The organism is Pseudomonas sp. W2Jun17 (genome assembly GCF_023127795.1).
Classification (GTDB): Bacteria; Pseudomonadota; Gammaproteobacteria; order Pseudomonadales; family Pseudomonadaceae; genus Aquipseudomonas; species Aquipseudomonas synxantha_A.
Map to the genome: position 1 here is coordinate 354,501 of NZ_SPKO01000025.1, position 17,557 is coordinate 372,057.

The window sequence follows — 17,557 nt, forward strand, 5'->3', positions numbered from 1 at the left end:
ATGGGTGAAATTGCAAACTCTGGCACGCGCCCTGCAATAACCCTCGTACAACCCAGTTTCGGGGACCTTGGTACAGGCAGGCCGAGAATCCCCTCTTTAACACCGAAGCCTTAGGCTTCACCCCGTTTTGGGAGCCCTGGTACAGGCAGGCCGGGAACTCCCTCTTTTATTGCTCCTGGAGATGGACCTCCAGCCGCCAGCGGTCATCGACCTGCTCGCCTTTCCACTCCCCACGCAACGGTCGCGCCGCCACCAGGTTCAGCAGCAAACCGCCATCGGTCTTGCGCACACGCCAGTTCACGTCCTTGTCATTGACCTTGAGCTGCCCGCTGGCCGCCTTGCCCTGGGCGTCAAACAGCAGCGCCACGGTGCCGTCGATATGCTCACCGTGCAGCTTGGGCTCACGGTTGAACCACACCGCTACACCGTCGACAGCAGGCACCACCTCCAGTAACTGGACTGGGGCTGGCGTGGTCAGGCGACCGATCATCAAACCCACCATCAAGCCGACAATCGCCAACGAGCCCAAAACCCTCGGCAATAGCTTCGGCCTCGGGTCTTCTTCAGGGGTAGAATGCAGCGCATCTTTGCCTTCGGAGCCGTGCATGTTTCACGTCATCCTTTTTCAACCAGAAATTCCGCCGAATACCGGCAACGTTATCAGGCTGTGCGCCAACAGTGGCTGCCACCTGCATTTGATCGAGCCGTTGGGCTTCGACATGGACGACAAGCGCCTGCGCCGCGCCGGGCTGGACTACCACGAGTACGCCACCCTCAAGCGCCATGCAGACCTGGCCAGTTGCCTGGAAAGCCTGGGCCATCCGCGCCTGTTCGCATTCACCACCAAGGGTTCGCGACCATTTCACGATGCCAGCTTTGCCGAGGGCGATGCCTTCCTGTTCGGCCCGGAAAGCCGTGGCCTGCCGGCCGAGGTGCTCGACGCCCTGCCCGATGGCCATCGCCTGCGTTTGCCGATGCGTGAGGGCTGCCGCAGCCTGAACCTGTCCAACACCGTAGCCGTCGCCGTCTACGAAGGCTGGCGCCAACTCGGTTTCAAGTAGCACGCAAAACAAATGTGGGAGGGGGCTTGCTCCCGATGGCGGAGTGTCAGTCGACATCTAAGTGACTGTTCCACCGCTATCGGGAGCAAGCCCCCTCCCACATTGAGTGCTGCGTCGGGTTCGAGATTACTGAACCGTCGGCGCGCCTTCCTGTTGCATGCGCTGCAGCTCTTGGGCGTACAGGGCATCGAAGTTCACCGGAGCCAGCATCAGCGCCGGGAACGAGCCACGGGTAACCAGGCTGTCCAGGGTCTCACGGGCATACGGGAACAGGATGTTCGGGCAGAACGCGCCCAGGGTATGGCTCATGGACGCTTCGTCCAGGCCCTGGATCAGGAAGATACCGGCCTGTTGCACTTCAGCGATGAAGGCCACTTCTTCGCCGTTCTTGACGGTGACCGACAGAGTCAGCACCACTTCGTGGAAGTCGCCTTCCAGGGCTTTCTGACGGGTGTTCAAGTCCAAGGCAACGCTTGGGGTCCATTCCTGACGGAAGATCGCCGGGCTTTTCGGCGCTTCGAACGACAGGTCACGCACGTAGATACGCTGCAGCGAAAACTGTGGGCCTTGGTCTTGCGCTGCTTCGGTGTTCTGTTGATCAGTCATCGCAGATCCTTCTTTATCTTGGGGTTCTTAAGGGGTTAGCAGTCAGACGGACAGCAGCGCATCAAGTTTACCGGCGCGCTCCAGGGCGAACAGGTCATCGCAACCACCGATGTGCTTGGCGCCGATCCAGATCTGCGGGACCGACGTGCGGCCGGCCTTCTGGGCCATTTCGGCACGCACCTGGGGCTTGCCATCGACCTTGATCTCTTCGAAGGCAACACCCTTTTTCTCAAGCAGGGCCTTGGCCCGCATGCAGTAAGGGCACCAATCGCTGGAATACACGACAACCTTATTCATGTCACTTCACCAACGGCAGGTTATCGCCACGCCAGCTGCTGATACCACCCGACAGCTTGGCGGCGGTGAAGCCGGTCTTGAGCATCTCGCGGGCGTGGGTGCCGGAGTGCTGGCCTTGGGCGTCGACCAGAATGATGGTCTTGGCCTTGTATTTTTCCAGCTCGGCCAAGCGTGCGATCAGCTTGTCCTGGGGAATGTTCAGGGCGCCAACGATATGGCCGGCGGCATAATCCTTGGCCGGGCGAATATCGACGACAACGGCCTCATCCTTGTTGACCAGCGCGGTCAGCTCCGACGTGCTCAGGCTGCGACCACCGCGGCTCAGTTCATGTGCGATCAGCAACGCCAGCAGGATGACGAAGGCACCCACGAGCAGGTAGTGGGCAGTGGCAAATGCAATCAGGTGATCAACCATCAAGGAGGTTCCAGGGCGTTAAAATGGCGGTAAGTATACACAGCCGCCAAGGAGGGCCAACCCCCGTAAAGCGGTGACGCGCTCGGAACTTCGCTTTAAACTGCCACTCCCTTTTCCATTGTCTTCCTTTATTACCGCCGCGAGAGGATCTATGACTACCACGCCTAAACCTTTGGTCCTGATAATTCTCGATGGCTTCGGACACAGTGAAAGCCACCACGACAACGCCGTGTACTCGGCCAACAAGCCCGTGCTGGACCGCCTGAGCGCTACCGTCCCCAACGGATTGATCTCCGGTTCCGGCATGGACGTGGGCCTGCCGGACGGCCAGATGGGCAACTCGGAAGTCGGCCACATGAACCTCGGCGCCGGACGAGTGGTATACCAGGACTTCACCCGCGTCACCAAAGCGATCCGCGATGGCGAGTTTTTCGAGAACCCGACCATCTGCGCCGCGGTGGATAAAGCCGTGGCCGCCGGCAAGGCCGTGCATTTCATGGGTCTGCTGTCGGACGGCGGCGTACACAGCCATCAGGATCATCTGGTGGCAATGGCCGAACTGGCCTTCAAGCGCGGCGCCGACAAGATCTACCTGCACGCCTTCCTCGACGGTCGCGACACCCCGCCGAAAAGCGCGCAATCGTCCATCGAACTGCTCGACACCACCTTCGCCGCCCTCGGCAAGGGCCGCATCGCCAGCCTGGTGGGCCGTTACTTCGCCATGGACCGCGACAACCGCTGGGACCGCGTGTCCCAGGCCTACAACCTGATCGTCGACGGCCAGGCCGAATTCAATGCCGCCACGGCCCAGGAAGGCCTGGAAGCGGCCTACGCCCGTGGCGAAAGCGACGAGTTCGTCAAGGCCACTACCATCGGCGAGCCGGTGAAGGTCGAAGACGGCGACGCCGTAGTATTCATGAACTTCCGCGCCGACCGTGCCCGCGAGCTGAGCCATGTGTTCGTCGATGAAGGTTTCAAGGACTTCGAGCGCGCACGCCAGCCGAAAGTCGAGTTCGTCATGCTCACCCAGTACGCCGCCAACATCCCGGCCCCGTCGGCGTTCGCCCCGGGCAGCCTGGAAAACGTGCTGGGTGATTACCTGGCGAAAAACGGCAAGACCCAGCTGCGCATCGCCGAGACCGAGAAGTACGCCCACGTGACGTTCTTCTTCTCCGGTGGCCGTGAAGAACCGTTCCCGGGCGAAGAGCGCATCCTGATCCCGTCACCAAAAGTCGCCACCTACGACCTGCAGCCGGAAATGAGTGCGCCGGAAGTGACCGACAAAATCGTCGATGCCATCGACAACCAGCGTTACGACGTGATCGTGGTCAACTACGCCAACGGCGACATGGTCGGCCATAGCGGTAACCTGGAAGCGGCGGTCAAGGCCGTTGAATGCCTGGACCTGTGCGTTGGCCGCATTGTCGACGCCCTGGAAAAAGTCGGCGGCGAAGCGCTGATCACCGCAGACCATGGCAACTGCGAGCAGATGTCCGACGAATCCACCGGCCAGGCACACACCGCCCACACCACCGAGCCGGTGCCGTTCATCTATGTCGGCAAACGTGACCTGAAAGTGCGTGAAGGTGGCGTGCTGGCGGATGTGGCGCCGACCATGCTGATGCTGATGGGGCTGGAGAAGCCTGAAGAGATGACTGGGACCTCGATCCTGGTCTGATCCAAAGTACGCCACAAAACAGTGTGGGAGCGGGCTTGCCCGCGATAGCGGCTAATCAGTCGACATCTATGTCGCTGACCCACCGCAATCGCGGGCAAGCCCGCTCCCACATTGGTTTTGTGGTGTTTGATAGATGTCTTTTTGCCATACCACCGCCACTCGGCACCTATCTTGCCGTAACTCCCCAATTGGGCGTTTTTTTTGCAGCGCTTGGCGGGCATACTAGGCCGTCCTTTTCCCCTGGTGTCGCCCGCCTCTATGCTTCGCGCCTTGATAACCCTTGCTCTTGTCTGCCTGCTCCAACCGGCGTTTGCCGATGAGCGCGCACAAACCCAACAACAGTTGGACGCTACGCGTCAGGACATTACCGAGCTGAAAAAGCTGCTCGGCAAGCTCCAGGAAGAAAAATCCGGGGTGCAAAAAGACCTGCGCGGCACCGAAACCGAAATGGGCAAGCTTGAGAAGCAGGTCCAGGAGCTGCAAAAAGAACTAAAGAAGAGCGAGTCGGAACTGGAGCGACTCGACGCTGAGAAAAAAAAACTCCAGAGCGCACGCGTTGAACAGCAACGCCTGATCGCGATCCAGGCCCGTGCCGCCTACCAGAGCGGTCGCCAGGAATACCTCAAGCTGCTGCTCAACCAGCAGAACCCGGAAAAATTCGCCCGCACCCTCACCTATTACGATTACCTGAGCCAGGCGCGCCTGGCGCAATTGAAGGGTTTCAATGAAACCCTGCGCCAATTGGCCAATGTCGAGCAGGAAATTGCCGACCAGCAATCGCAACTGCTCGACCAGAAAAGCGCCCTCGACGTTCAGCGCGACCAGTTGGACAAGGTGCGCAAGGAGCGCCAGCAGGCCCTGGCCAAGCTCAACAGCGATGTAAAGGCCCGCGACGCCAAGCTCCAGGCCCGCGAGCAGGACCAGGCCGACCTGGCCAAAGTGCTCAAGACCATCGAAGAAACCCTGGCCCGCCAGGCACGCGAGGCCGAAGAAGCGCGGCAAAAAGCGCTGATCGCCCAGCAGGAAGCGGAAAAAAAGCGCCAGCGTGAGGCCGAACTGGCTGCCACCAGCGACGCGCCAGCACCGCGCAAACCCGCGCGCGCCAGCCCCGGCCCGCTGGTTTCCAGCAGCGGCGAGTCATTCGGCGGCCCTTTTGCTTCAGCGCGGGGCAAACTTCCATGGCCGGTTGATGGTCGACTATTGGCACGCTTTGGGGAAACCCGTGGCGATGACACCCGCGCCAAGTGGGATGGGGTGATGATCAGCGCCTCAGCCGGCAGCCAGGTCCATGCCGTTCACGGTGGGCGCGTGGTGTTTGCCGATTGGCTGCGGGGCGCCGGTTTACTGGTGATTCTCGACCATGGAAATGGCTATTTGAGCCTTTACGGCCACAATCAGACATTACTCAAGTCGGCAGGTGATGTTGTAAAAGCCGGTGAATCCATCTCCACTGTCGGTAACAGTGGCGGCCAGGACACACCGGCGCTGTACTTCGCTATTCGTCAGCAGGGTCGCCCGAGCGATCCCGCACAATGGTGCCGTTCCCAAGGATAGGGCCGCATCTACATTAGGAGTTCGTTCGACATGCTGCATTTGTCCCGCCTCACTTCGCTGGCCCTGACGATCGCCCTGGTGATCGGCGCGCCTCTGGCTTTTGCCGACCAGGCTGCACCCGCTGCAATGGCCGCGACCACCAAGGCGCCGTTGCCACTGGATGAGCTGCGCACCTTTGCCGAGGTCATGGACCGGATCAAGGCAGCGTATGTCGAACCCGTAGACGACAAGGCCCTGCTGGAAAATGCCATCAAGGGCATGCTCAGCAACCTCGACCCGCACTCCGCCTATCTGGGCCCTGAAGATTTCGCCGAGCTGCAGGAAAGCACCAGCGGCGAGTTCGGTGGCCTGGGCATCGAAGTGGGCTCCGAAGACGGCCAGATCAAAGTGGTCTCGCCCATCGACGACACCCCTGCGTCCAAGGCCGGTATCCAGGCCGGCGACCTGATCGTGAAGATCAACGGCCAGCCGACCCGTGGCCAGAGCATGACCGAGGCCGTCGACAAGATGCGCGGCAAGCTCGGCCAGAAAATCACCCTGACCCTGGTACGCGACGGCGGCAACCCGTTTGACGTGACCCTGGCCCGCGCGACCATCACGGTCAAGAGCGTGAAGAGCCAGTTGCTGGAGTCGGGTTACGGCTACATCCGTATCACCCAGTTCCAGGTCAAGACCGGCGACGAAGTGGCCAAGGCCCTGGCCAAGCTGCGCAAAGACAATGGCAAGAAACTCAACGGCATCGTGCTCGACCTGCGCAACAACCCCGGCGGCGTATTGCAGTCGGCAGTTGAGGTGGTCGACCACTTTGTCACCAAGGGCCTGATCGTTTATACCAAAGGCCGTATCGCCAATTCCGAACTGCGCTTCTCGGCCACCGGCAACGACCTGAGCGAAAACGTGCCACTGGCGGTGCTGATCAACGGCGGCAGTGCCTCAGCGTCGGAAATCGTCGCCGGCGCGCTGCAAGACCTCAAGCGCGGCGTGCTGATGGGCACCACCAGTTTTGGCAAAGGTTCGGTGCAGACGGTGTTGCCGTTGAACAACGAACGCGCATTGAAAATCACCACAGCGCTGTATTACACACCGAACGGCCGCTCGATCCAGGCCCAAGGCATCGTGCCGGACATCGAAGTGCGCAGGGCCAAGATCACCAACGAGATCGACGGCGAGTACTACAAGGAGGCCGACCTGCAGGGTCACCTGGGCAATGGCAACGGCGGCGCCGACCAGCCTACCGGCAGTGGCGCCAAGGCCAAGCCGATGCCGCAGGACGATGACTACCAACTGGCCCAGGCACTGAGCCTGCTCAAGGGCCTGAGCATCACGCGCAGCCGTTGATCATGCGTTTTGCCCTGATCATCGCTGTGCTGTGCAGCCTGGCAGGGGTCGCTCACGCGGCCCCTGCCGGCGAACCCCACAAAGCCTACCTGACTCTCATCATCGACGACCTGGGGCAAAACCTGCCGCGCGATCGCCGTGTACTTGCGCTGCCCGGCCCGGTGACCACCGCGATCATGCCCGACACGCCCCATGCCGCCGAATTCGCCCGCGAGGCGCACAAGGCCGGCAAGATCGTGATCCTGCACATGCCCATGGACCCGGCCACCGGCCCCTTCGCCTGGCACCCCGAGCTACCGGTGGAAGAACTCGGCAAGCGCCTGGACGCCGCGTTCCAGGCTGTGCCCTATACCGCCGGCATCAACAACCACATGGGCAGCCGCATGACCGCGCAGCCGCAGGCGATGGCGTGGTTGATGGCCGAGCTACAACGGCGCCACAAGTTCTTCGTGGACAGCCGCACCAGCGCGCAGACCGTCGCAGCCGCCGAGGCGCAGAAAATCGGCTTGGCGCATGTTTCGCGGGATGTGTTCCTCGATGACGAACGCACCGAGGCAGCAATTACCACCCAACTGCAAACCGCAATCAAGCTGGCGCATAAGCAGGGTTCGGCGGTGATGATCGGGCACCCTTACCCACAGACCCTGGCGGTGCTGGAGCGCGAGCTGCCCAAGCTCAAGGCCCAGGGTATCGACTGGATCGATATCAAGCTGATGATCAGCGTGCGCAGTAATCGGGCCATGAGTGCCCACGGCAAAAACGGCATTTACCGCTAAATGAAGGCAGCGAAGATCCAATGTGGGAGGGGGCTTGCCCCCGATGGCGGTGTGTCAGCTGAAAATGTATTGGCTGATCTACTGCTATCGGGGCAAGCCCCCTCCCACATTTTGACCGCGTTTATTCTGCGCAACTGCCAACTTCAGAGGTAACGCGCCATGATTTCGTCTACACGACCGCTCTTGCGCAACTCATCCAGCGCCGCCTGGAGCTTGGCGACCACCTCATCAGGCACTTCCCTGTTCAACGCCAAATAAAGCTGCGCACTGTTGAACCGCAACACCGTCTTGAGCCCGCTCACACCAACCTGGCGCGCCAGGTAACGCCCGGCGGGATCGCCGGTGGCCCACAGGTCGATCTGGCCGTCCATGAGCTTTTGCGCATTGTCCTGATCGCGCAGAGCGACAACCGGGTTAAGCCCCTGTTTCCCCAAGGTTTCCGCAATCGCATCGCCCTTGTAAGCACCGATCTTGTAGCGGCGGGCGTGCTCAAGATCGTTGAACTGGATTGTGCTGTCGGCCTTGGCCAGTAATACCCAATCGTCCGGCCCGATGGGGCCGACCCATTTGAACAAGGCTTCACGGTCCGGCAGCCGCGCCATCACAAATACACCGTAACCAGGCTTTTCCAGGGCGAGTTTGTAGATTCGCTCCCAAGGAAAACGCAACGTAAGGTTGTAGGAAATGCCGGCGCGCTGGAAGGTTTCGCGCACAATGTCCACGGCGATGCCTTCGATGTTCTCGTCCTTGGCGAAGTTCTTGCCGTTTTTCGCCATGTTGTAGGGCGGGAAATTTTCCGTCAGCAGCACCAGGGAGGCGTCAGACGGCTCTTCGGCTTGGGCCGTACCAGCCATGAGCAGCGAGGTACTGGCAAGGGCGAGCAGCAGGTGTTTGAACATGAAGGCTACCGGAATCCATGGCAAGCGCAGAGAGTGCCGCGAGCCTGCCATGGTGTCCAGCAGCGTTTAGCGAACGACGATACCGCGCGCTGCCATGTAGGCCTTGGCCTCAGGTACGGTGTATTCACCAAAGTGGAAAATACTCGCCGCCAGCACTGCGCTGGCATGGCCTTCGATAACACCGTCGGCCAAATGCTGCAGGTTACCGACGCCACCGGAGGCGATCACCGGGATACCCAGTGCATCGCTGATAGCGCGGGTCACGCCCAGGTCGAAGCCGTTTTTCATGCCGTCCTGGTCCATGCTGGTCAGCAGGATTTCACCGGCGCCCAAGCCTTCCATCTTCATCGCCCACTCCACCGCGTCCAGCCCGGTAGGTTTGCGCCCGCCGTGGGTGAAGATCTCCCAGCGCGGGGTTTCGCCCGGGCCGGAGACCTTCTTGGCGTCGATGGCAACCACGATGCACTGCGAGCCAAAGTGTTGCGCGGCTTCACCAACGAACTCGGGGTTGAATACCGCGGCGGTGTTGATCGAGACCTTGTCCGCGCCGGCATTGAGCAGGTTGCGGATGTCTTGCACAGTGCGCACGCCACCGCCCACGGTCAGCGGAATAAACACCTGGCTGGCCATGCGCTCGACGGTATGCAATGTGGTGTCGCGGCCATCGACGCTGGCCGTGATGTCGAGAAAGGTAATCTCGTCGGCACCTTGCTCATCGTAGCGACGGGCGATTTCCACCGGGTCGCCGGCATCGCGGATATTCTCGAACTTGACGCCCTTGACCACGCGACCGTTGTCGACGTCCAGGCAAGGGATGATGCGTTTGGCCAGCGCCATGGTCAGTCCTCAGCCGTTGTAGGCATCGCAGTAAGCCTGGGCTTGCGCAACGTCCAGGGTGCCTTCGTAAATCGCACGGCCAGTGATGGCGCCGATGATGCCAGGCGCCTTGGCGTCCAGCAGCGACTTGATGTCACCCAGGTTGTGAATGCCGCCGGAAGCGATCACCGGAATCTTCGTGGCCGCTGCCAAGGCTGCGGTGAACGGCACATTGCAGCCCTGCATCATGCCGTCTTTGGCGATATCGGTATAAACAATGGCGGACACGCCGTCGGCTTCGAACTGCCTGGCCAGGTCGATCACCTGCACGGTGCTGATCTCAGCCCAGCCGTCGGTAGCAACGAAGCCGTCTTTGGCATCCAGGCCAACGATGACCTTGCCAGGAAACGCACGGCAGGCTTCGGCGACGAAGGCCGGGTCTTTCACGGCCTTGGTGCCGATGATCACGTAGCTCACGCCAGCTTTGACGTAATGCTCGATGGTTTCCAGGGAGCGAATGCCGCCGCCGATCTGGATCGGCAGGTTCGGGTAGCGCTTGGCAATCGCGGTGACCACCTCACCATTGACCGGCTGGCCTTCGAAGGCACCGTTCAAGTCCACCAGATGCAAACGACGGCAGCCACCTTCCACCCATTTGGCGGCCATGCTCACCGGGTCGTCGGAGAACACCGTGGAATCTTCCATGCGGCCCTGGCGCAGGCGTACACAAGCGCCGTCCTTGAGATCGATAGCGGGGATAATCAGCATCTGGCAAACCTTATTCGATATTCAGCAATGCTTGGGAAATCAGGGCTTCTCAAGCGACCACAAGTCGCTTTCGATGCTTTCGAACCTTTCCTTAAGGAGCGTCTGCGTGTCGAAAATCGCCCTGTTGTAATAGTGCGGTGCCACTTCGGTGGTGAACAGCTCAAGAATCTCGGCGACCTCGAACGAGCCCAGCTTGAGCTCGAAGCGGTCTTCCATGAAACGCTTGATCTTGTCGGTTGCCTCACGCTCCTGCTCGGGCGTGAGGTTCAAGATCGGCGGCTTCGGTTTCCTGGCCATTTACCAGCGACCATCCCACGCGGCGAAGTTCTGCAGCAATTGCAGGCCATGGGTATGGCTCTTTTCCGGGTGGAATTGCACGGCAAAACGCGAACCTTCGGCCAGCGCTGCGGCGAAGTCGACACCATAGTGCCCGCCACCCACCACCTGGCGCGGGTTACCGGCAGCGATGTAGTAGCTGTGCACGAAGTAGAAACGCGCCATGTCCGGGATTTCGTGCCACAGCGGGTGGTCGACGGTGCGGCGCACCTCGTTCCAGCCCATGTGCGGGACCTTCAAATGCTCACCGTCTTCATGCAAGTCTTTGCCGAAGAACTTCACCTGGCCGGGAAACATACCGATGCAATCGACGCCGCCGTTCTCCTCACTGCTGTCGAGCAAGGCTTGCATGCCGACGCAGATACCGAGGAATGGACGATCCTGGCTGACCTCGCGCACCAGGCTGTCAAAGCCCAGGCGGCGGATTTCGGCCATGCAATCACGAATCGCACCGACGCCTGGGAACACCACTCTGTCGGCTTCGCGAATCACGTTGGCATCGCTGGTGATCAGCACCTTGCCGGCGCCTACGTGCTCGAGGGCCTTGGCCACCGAGTGCAGGTTGCCCATGCCGTAGTCGATAACCGCGACCGTCTGCATTACAGGACGCCCTTGGTCGACGGCATTTGCCCGCCCATGCGCTCATCGACTTCCACAGCCATGCGCAATGCGCGGCCGAAAGCCTTGAACACGGTTTCGATCTGGTGGTGGGTGTTGGTGCCGCGCAGGTTGTCGATATGCAGGCTGACCAGTGCGTGGTTGACGAAGCCCTGGAAGAATTCCTGGAACAGGTCCACATCAAAGCCACGGCCCACGTTGGCGCGGGTGTAGGGCACGTGCATCTGCAGGCCTGGGCGGCCGGAGAAGTCGATCACCACACGCGACAGCGCTTCATCCAGCGGAACATAGGCATGACCGTAGCGACGGATGCCTTTCTTGTCGCCGATGGCCTTGGCAAATGCCTGGCCGAGGGTGATGCCCACGTCTTCCACCATGTGGTGGTCGTCGATGTGCAGGTCGCCCTTGCCGACGATATCCAGGTCGATCAGCCCATGACGGGCGATCTGGTCCAGCATGTGCTCAAGAAAAGGTACACCGATATCAAATCGGGCCTTTCCGGTGCCATCCAGGTTGATCGAGGCTTTGATCTGGGTTTCCAGAGTGTCGCGCTCGACAGACGCCTTACGTTCGGCCATCACCAGCTCCGCAAAATCATTGGGCGAAAAAGGCAGCCATTATAGGGGCGCGGGCGCCAAACAGAAACATCGAAGGGGATAAGACTGACGGCGTGTCGGGGTTAGACATGTGCGTACATGCATAACCAATGTGGGAGGGGGCTTGCTCCCGATAGCGGTAGATCAGTCAACAATGCACTGACTGATGCGCCGCCATCGGGAGCAAGCCCCCTCCCACAAGGGTTTTGCAGTGTTAGTGGAACAGTACTGCGGTTTTCTGCAGGGTCACCCACACACCCCACGCCAACGGAATACCCACCACCAGCCACGCGGCAATCGCCAACGGCTTGCTGGCGGCGGAGGCCTTCCACTCCAGCACGGTGGACGCATCGGCACCCTTGTCATGCCCGAGCGCCTGTTCGGCGGCCAGTTCGGCATCGGTCATGAAGTACTTGTCGGCCACCGGGCGTACCAGCAGGTTGCAGATGAAACCCAGCACCAGCAGACCGGCAAGGATGTACAAGGTGATGTCATACGCCGCGGCGCGTTCAACGCCGATGCTCAGCTGATATTCACGCAGGTAGTTCACCAGTACCGGCCCCAACACGCCCGCAGCAGCCCAGGCGGTCAACAGGCGACCGTGAATAGCACCGACCATCTGGGTACCGAACAAGTCGGCCAGGTAAGCCGGAACCGTCGCAAAACCACCGCCGTACATCGACAGGATGATGCAGAACGCCGCCACGAACAGCGCCACGTTGCCCAGATGCCCCAGGTTCGGGATCAGCGCGTACAGGGCAAAGCCCAGGGCGAAGAACACAAAGTAGGTATTCTTACGTCCCAGGTAGTCGGAGAACGACGCCCAGAAGAACCGGCCACCGATGTTGAACAGGCTCAACAGGCCGGTAAAACCAGCGGCAATGGCTGCAATGGAGGCAAGCTGACCGGCATCCAGCTGGCCAAATGGCACATCAACACCCAGCAACTTGCCGCCGAACACTTCCTGCAACAGTGGCGAGGCCATGCCGAGGATACCGATACCGGCCGATACGTTCAGGCACAACACCAGCCATACCAGGCGGAATTGCGGGGTTTTCCAGGCGACATTCACATGCACGTGGCGATGAGTGATCATCGCATTGCTGGCTTTTTTCGCCGGCGCGGTCCAGCCCTCAGGCTTCCAGCCGGTCGGCGGAACGCGATACAGCAGTGCGCCACCGATCATGAACACGAAGTAAATCGCCGCCATGACCACAAAGCTCTGCCATACACCTACGCTGGTCGGCGAAGAGAAATGGCCCATCAGTGCCGCAGCCAAAGGCGCCCCCACCATCGCGCCGCCGCCAAAGCCCATGATCGCCATGCCGGTAGCCATGCCGCGCTTGTCCGGGAACCACTTGATCAAGGTCGAAACGGGCGAGATATAGCCCAGGCCCAGGCCGATACCGCCAATGACACCGGAGCCGATCCACATCAGCCAGATCTGGTGGGTATAGATGCCCAGCGCCGAGATCAGCAGGCCACCGCACCAGCACAACGCCGAGACCACACCGGCCTTGCGTGGCCCGGCATGTTCGAGCCAGCCGCCCCAGATCGCGGCCGAGCAGCCCAGAAAGATGAAGAACAAGGTGTAGATCCAGCCCAGCATGGAGATGGGCCAGTCGCATTGGGACGAGAAGACCTGGGCGATAAAGCTCATGTCTGGCGCGCAGGCGACCGGTGCGGTGATACCCAGCGCTTTGGACAACGGCAGCCAAAACACCGAGAAGCCGTAGGCCATGCCGATGCACAGGTGGATGGCCAGGGCGGCCGGTGGAACCAGCCAGCGGTTGAACCCCGGCTTGGCGATGATGCGCTCCTTGGACAGGAACGCAGGCTGTGCGGCGGCGGTGCCGGCCACAGTGCTAGTGCTCATTGGTGTTTCCCCCAGTTATTGGTATGCGTCCGTCAGGCGCTCTCCTCCTCGGCCTTGCACGCAAAGCGTGGCCGTTTTTTTGAGTGAAGCTCCATTTAAAGCGCGACGATACGTCGCAGAAGGCGGACGAACGTGCAGAGATTAGCATCAGTGGATGACAGAAAAATCAAACTGCCACTACCTTTTTTGGATTATCTGTACTTTTCTGACGTCAAAATCCCATTTCCGAGCCCCTGGATACAATGTAACGATCCGTGAACTGACGCAGGCCGTCGGGCGTTATACTCTTCGGCTAAATTTTGAAATCGACATACAAGGACTCGCCCATGAAAGCGTTCGGCAAAATCCTGGGTCTGGTACTTCTCGGGCTGTTGCTGATCATTGTGGCGCTCGGCTTTGCCCTGACCCACCTCTTCGATCCCAACGACTACAAAGAAGAAATTCGCCAGATAGCCCGCGACAAGGCCCACATCGAGCTGACGCTCAATGGCGATATCGGCTGGAGCCTGTTCCCCTGGCTGGGCCTGGAGTTGCACGAGGCCAGCGTCGCGACCCTGACCGCACCGACTCAACCTTTCGCCGATTTGCAAATGCTCGGCCTGTCGGTACGCGTACTGCCGCTGCTGCGCCGCGAAGTGCAGATGAGCGATGTGCGTGTCGAGGGCCTGAACCTGCGCCTGAACCGCGACAAGCAAGGCCATGGCAACTGGGAAGACATCGGCAAGAACCTGCCCGACGAAACCACGGATACCCCTGCGCCGGCCCCCGTCGAACCGGTGGCTGAAACCAAACCGGAAAAACCCCCGCAGCCGATCCGCCTGGACATCGACAGCCTGACCATCAACAACGCTCGCGTTGAATACACCGATGAACAGACCGGCAAGCAATTGAGTGCCGAGAGCATCCAGTTGAGCGCCGGGGCCATCCACGAGGGCGCCAGCATTCCGCTCAAACTCACCGCGTTCCTGGGCAGCAACCAGCCACTGATGCGCGTCAAGACCGAGCTGAACGGCAACTTGCGCATCCAGCGTGCCCTCAAGCGCTACCAGTTCGAAGACATGCGCCTGAGCGGCGAAGCCACCGGCGAGCCGCTGCAAGGCAAGACCGTCAGCTTCTCCACCCAGGGCCAATTGTCGGTGGATCTGGCGGCCAACGTCGCCGAATGGACCAACCTGAAACTGTCGGCCAACCAGTTGCGCGCCTTGGGCGAACTGAAGGTCAACGACCTGGACAAGACCCCGCAAGTCAGTGGCGCGCTGTCTGTGGCCCAGTTCGATCTGGCCAAGTTCCTTGAGAGCGTCGGCCACCCGCTGCCGGCCATGGCCCCAGGTAGCCTGAGCAAGGTCGAGCTGGTGAGCCGTCTCAAGGGCACGCCGACCAGCATCGCCCTGGAAAATCTGAACCTGAAACTCGACGAAAGCACCTTCAGCGGCCGTGTCGCTGTCGATGATTTCGCCAAGCAGTCCCTGCGCGTACAGCTCAAGGCCGATACCTTCAATGCCGACAACTACTTGCCGGCCAAATCAGAAGCAGCCAAAGGCGCAACCGCCGCTCGCCAGGCCGAAGTGCAGAACAGCGAGGCCGGTGCGATGGCAGCCGGCGGCAACACGCCACTGCCGGACGCCCCGACCAAAGGCGCCTGGAGCACCGACAAGCTGCTGCCGCTGACCCGCCTGCGCAGCCTGGATATCGACGCCGACCTTGCGTTCGGACAATTGACCCTGAGCCAGCTGCCGATCCAGAACGCGGCGCTGAAAGCCTCCGGCATCGACGGCCAGCTCAAGCTCGACACCCTGAGCGGTGGTCTCTACAACGGTACCTTCCAGGCCAATGGCACGCTCGATGTGCGCCAGGATCTCCCGCTTCTGGCCATGCAAACCCATATCAAGCAAGTACCGGTTGAGAAAATCCTGCAGGCCCAAGGGAAAAACCCGCCGGTCAAAGGCCAGGTCACCCTGGACAGCAACCTGACCGGGCGTGGCAACAGCCAGAAGGCACTGATCGACAGCCTCAACGGCACCGCCAGCTTTGTGATCAATAACGGTGTGTTGCTCAACGCCAATATCGAGCAACAGGTCTGCACCGGTATCGCCCTGCTCAACCGCAAGACCCTGGCCAGCACGCCACCGGGCAAGGACACCCCCTTCCAGGAACTGCGCGGCAACCTGACGTTGCGTAACGGCGTGGCCAGCAACCCTGACCTGAAAGTGCGTATCCCAGGGCTGACGGTCAATGGCAACGGCGATGTCGACTTGCGCGTGCTGGGCATGGACTACCGCGTCGGCATCATTGTCGAAGGCGACAAGCGCGAGGTGCCGGACCCGGCCTGCCAGGTCGGCGCCAACTTCCAGGGCATTGAAGTGCCGCTGCGCTGCCGTGGCCCGCTGGAGCTTGGCGCCAAGGCCTGCCGCCTGGACAAGGACGGCCTGGGCCAGGTCGCCCTCAAGGCTGCCGGCAATCGCCTGAACGAGAAGCTGGAGGAGAAGCTCGACAAGGTTAATCCCAAGCTCAAAGACGCATTGAAAGGCCTGTTCAACCGATGAGAAACGAGCAGTTTTCAGCGGCGGTACTCGATTGGTACGACCGCCACGGCCGCCATGACCTGCCCTGGCAACAGGGCATCACCCCGTACCGGGTGTGGGTGTCGGAGATCATGCTGCAACAGACCCAGGTGAGCACTGTGCTCAATTACTTCGACCGGTTCATGGCATCCCTGCCGACGGTCGAAGCCCTGGCCGCCGCACCGGAAGACGAAGTGCTGCACCTGTGGACCGGCCTGGGCTACTACACCCGGGCGCGCAACCTGCAAAAGACCGCCAGGATCGTGGTGGCCGAATACGGCGGCGAATTCCCCCGCGACGTCGAAAAGCTCACCGAACTGCCGGGCATCGGCCTATCGACTGCCGGTGCGATAGCCAGCCTGAGCATGGGCCTGCGCGCGCCGATCCTCGATGGCAACGTCAAGCGCGTGCTGGCACGCTTTACCGCGCAGGAGGGCTACCCGGGCGAGCCCAAGGTGGCCAAACAACTGTGGGCCACCGCAGAGCGCTTTACACCCTTTGAGCGCGTCAATGCCTACACCCAGGCGATGATGGACATGGGCGCCACGCTCTGCACCCGCAGCAAGCCCAGTTGCTTGCTGTGCCCGCTGGAAAAAGGCTGCGAAGCCCACATGCTCGGCCTGGAGACGCGTTACCCGATCCCCAAGCCACGCAAGACCATCCCGCAAAAGCGCACGCTGATGCCCATGCTGGCGAACGCCGAGGGCGCGATCCTGCTTTACCGTCGCCCCTCCACGGGCCTGTGGGGCGGTTTGTGGAGCTTGCCCGAGCTGGATGACCTGAGCGACCTCGACCACCTGGCCAACCAGCACGCACTCGCACTGGGCAAGCATCAGGAACTGCCGGGGTTGATCCACACCTTCAGCCACTTCCAGCTGGCTATCGAACCCTGGCTGGTCCAGGTCGAGGAATCCGCCCATCACGTGGCCGAGGCCGACTGGCTCTGGTATAACCTCGCCACCCCGCCGCGCCTGGGCCTTGCCGCTCCGGTGAAAAAACTGCTGAAGCGCGCGGCCGACGTATTGAACGCAGGAGTTTCGTCATGACCCGCACCGTTATGTGCCGCAAGTACAAAGAAGAACTGCCAGCCCTGGAACGCCCTCCGTACCCAGGTGCCAAGGGCCAGGACATCTACGACCATGTCTCCGCCAAAGCCTGGGGTGACTGGCTGAAACACCAGACCCTGCTGATCAATGAAAAACGCCTGAACATGATGAACGCCGAAGACCGCAAATACCTGGCCGGCGAAATGGATAAGTTCTTTTCCGGCGAGGAATACGCCCAAGCCGAAGGTTACGTGCCACCTGCTCAATAATTGATCAAAAACCGGGGTCGGCACGTAAGCGACGGTAATAATTAAAT

At 60.9% G+C, this 17,557-nt stretch carries 19 protein-coding genes; 8 read left to right on the forward strand and 11 right to left on the reverse strand.

Annotated elements, in window-relative coordinates:
- Window positions 1-166 precede the first annotated feature (166 nt).
- Complete coding sequence (locus tag E4O98_RS15140) at window positions 167-607, reverse strand: hypothetical protein (protein WP_148853055.1); 441 nt, start codon at window positions 605-607, stop codon at window positions 167-169.
- Between E4O98_RS15140 and E4O98_RS15145 the strand changes: the two genes are divergently transcribed.
- On the forward strand, window positions 606-1,061 hold the full coding sequence (locus E4O98_RS15145; protein ID WP_003171120.1) for a tRNA (cytidine(34)-2'-O)-methyltransferase: 456 nt from the start codon (window positions 606-608) through the stop codon (window positions 1,059-1,061). The genes E4O98_RS15140 and E4O98_RS15145 overlap by 2 nt on opposite strands.
- A 126-nt stretch (window positions 1,062-1,187) precedes the next feature.
- Here E4O98_RS15145 and secB read toward each other — a convergent pair whose 3' ends face one another.
- Genes secB through E4O98_RS15160 form a run of 3 tightly spaced genes read right to left on the reverse strand, consistent with a single transcriptional unit; the run spans window position 1,188 to window position 2,379 of the window.
- Entirely contained in the window at window positions 1,188-1,667 is a 480-nt protein-coding gene (gene secB / locus E4O98_RS15150) for a protein-export chaperone SecB (RefSeq protein ID WP_005783933.1), read from the reverse strand.
- A gap of 42 nt (window positions 1,668-1,709) precedes the next feature.
- A complete protein-coding gene (gene grxC / locus E4O98_RS15155; protein WP_078820067.1) occupies window positions 1,710-1,964 on the reverse strand; it encodes a glutaredoxin 3 in 255 nt (84 codons plus the stop codon).
- A 1-nt stretch (window position 1,965) separates the two neighbouring features.
- Window positions 1,966-2,379 (reverse strand): rhodanese-like domain-containing protein, encoded by a 414-nt coding sequence (locus E4O98_RS15160; protein WP_003187796.1) that lies wholly within the window; start codon window positions 2,377-2,379, stop codon window positions 1,966-1,968.
- A 151-nt stretch (window positions 2,380-2,530) separates the two neighbouring features.
- Between E4O98_RS15160 and gpmI the strand changes: the two genes are divergently transcribed.
- The 4 genes from gpmI to E4O98_RS15180 all read left to right on the forward strand — a co-directional run bounded on the left by gpmI (window position 2,531) and on the right by E4O98_RS15180 (window position 7,725).
- On the forward strand, window positions 2,531-4,057 hold the full coding sequence (gene gpmI / locus E4O98_RS15165) for a 2,3-bisphosphoglycerate-independent phosphoglycerate mutase (RefSeq protein ID WP_078820066.1): 1,527 nt from the start codon (window positions 2,531-2,533) through the stop codon (window positions 4,055-4,057).
- Window positions 4,058-4,315: 258 nt separating this feature from the next.
- On the forward strand, window positions 4,316-5,611 hold the full coding sequence (locus E4O98_RS15170) for a murein hydrolase activator EnvC (RefSeq protein ID WP_005783927.1): 1,296 nt from the start codon (window positions 4,316-4,318) through the stop codon (window positions 5,609-5,611).
- Between the two features lie 30 nt (window positions 5,612-5,641).
- Window positions 5,642-6,949, forward strand: coding sequence for a S41 family peptidase (locus tag E4O98_RS15175; RefSeq protein WP_005783925.1), 1,308 nt, complete (start codon window positions 5,642-5,644; stop codon window positions 6,947-6,949).
- A gap of 2 nt (window positions 6,950-6,951) precedes the next feature.
- Entirely contained in the window at window positions 6,952-7,725 is a 774-nt protein-coding gene (locus tag E4O98_RS15180) for a divergent polysaccharide deacetylase family protein (RefSeq protein WP_216090616.1), read from the forward strand.
- 143 nt (window positions 7,726-7,868) lie between these two features.
- Here E4O98_RS15180 and E4O98_RS15185 read toward each other — a convergent pair whose 3' ends face one another.
- The 7 genes from E4O98_RS15185 to E4O98_RS15215 all read right to left on the reverse strand — a co-directional run bounded on the left by E4O98_RS15185 (window position 7,869) and on the right by E4O98_RS15215 (window position 13,634).
- On the reverse strand, window positions 7,869-8,624 hold the full coding sequence (locus tag E4O98_RS15185; protein WP_228309246.1) for an ABC transporter substrate-binding protein: 756 nt from the start codon (window positions 8,622-8,624) through the stop codon (window positions 7,869-7,871).
- Between the two features lie 66 nt (window positions 8,625-8,690).
- On the reverse strand, window positions 8,691-9,461 hold the full coding sequence (gene hisF, locus E4O98_RS15190) for an imidazole glycerol phosphate synthase subunit HisF (RefSeq protein ID WP_003171107.1): 771 nt from the start codon (window positions 9,459-9,461) through the stop codon (window positions 8,691-8,693).
- A 9-nt stretch (window positions 9,462-9,470) separates the two neighbouring features.
- A complete protein-coding gene (gene hisA / locus E4O98_RS15195; protein WP_003171106.1) occupies window positions 9,471-10,208 on the reverse strand; it encodes a 1-(5-phosphoribosyl)-5-[(5-phosphoribosylamino)methylideneamino]imidazole-4-carboxamide isomerase in 738 nt (245 codons plus the stop codon).
- Window positions 10,209-10,247: 39 nt separating this feature from the next.
- A complete protein-coding gene (locus E4O98_RS15200; RefSeq protein WP_032878360.1) occupies window positions 10,248-10,505 on the reverse strand; it encodes a DUF2164 domain-containing protein in 258 nt (85 codons plus the stop codon).
- Entirely contained in the window at window positions 10,506-11,144 is a 639-nt protein-coding gene (gene hisH / locus E4O98_RS15205; protein ID WP_005783914.1) for an imidazole glycerol phosphate synthase subunit HisH, read from the reverse strand.
- On the reverse strand, window positions 11,144-11,740 hold the full coding sequence (gene hisB, locus E4O98_RS15210; protein ID WP_003187781.1) for an imidazoleglycerol-phosphate dehydratase HisB: 597 nt from the start codon (window positions 11,738-11,740) through the stop codon (window positions 11,144-11,146). The genes hisH and hisB overlap by 1 nt, the downstream gene beginning before the upstream one ends.
- 232 nt (window positions 11,741-11,972) lie before the next feature.
- Complete coding sequence (locus E4O98_RS15215) at window positions 11,973-13,634, reverse strand: OFA family MFS transporter (protein ID WP_005783912.1); 1,662 nt, start codon at window positions 13,632-13,634, stop codon at window positions 11,973-11,975.
- A 326-nt stretch (window positions 13,635-13,960) separates the two neighbouring features.
- On the opposite strand from E4O98_RS15215, the gene E4O98_RS15220 reads away from it, so the two are divergent.
- The 3 genes from E4O98_RS15220 to E4O98_RS15230 are packed head-to-tail and all read left to right on the forward strand — an operon-like array spanning window position 13,961 to window position 17,510.
- Window positions 13,961-16,177 carry an AsmA family protein gene (locus E4O98_RS15220; RefSeq protein WP_248135639.1) on the forward strand — a complete coding sequence of 739 codons (2,217 nt, stop codon included), beginning with the start codon at window positions 13,961-13,963 and terminating at the stop codon, window positions 16,175-16,177.
- Window positions 16,174-17,241, forward strand: a complete 1,068-nt coding sequence (gene mutY, locus E4O98_RS15225; protein WP_248135640.1) for an A/G-specific adenine glycosylase — start codon at window positions 16,174-16,176, stop codon at window positions 17,239-17,241. The genes E4O98_RS15220 and mutY overlap by 4 nt, the downstream gene beginning before the upstream one ends.
- Window positions 17,238-17,510: an oxidative damage protection protein gene (locus tag E4O98_RS15230; RefSeq protein WP_017529562.1), complete on the forward strand. Its 273-nt coding sequence runs from the start codon at window positions 17,238-17,240 to the stop codon at window positions 17,508-17,510. The genes mutY and E4O98_RS15230 overlap by 4 nt, the downstream gene beginning before the upstream one ends.
- Window positions 17,511-17,557: the final 47 nt, after the last annotated feature.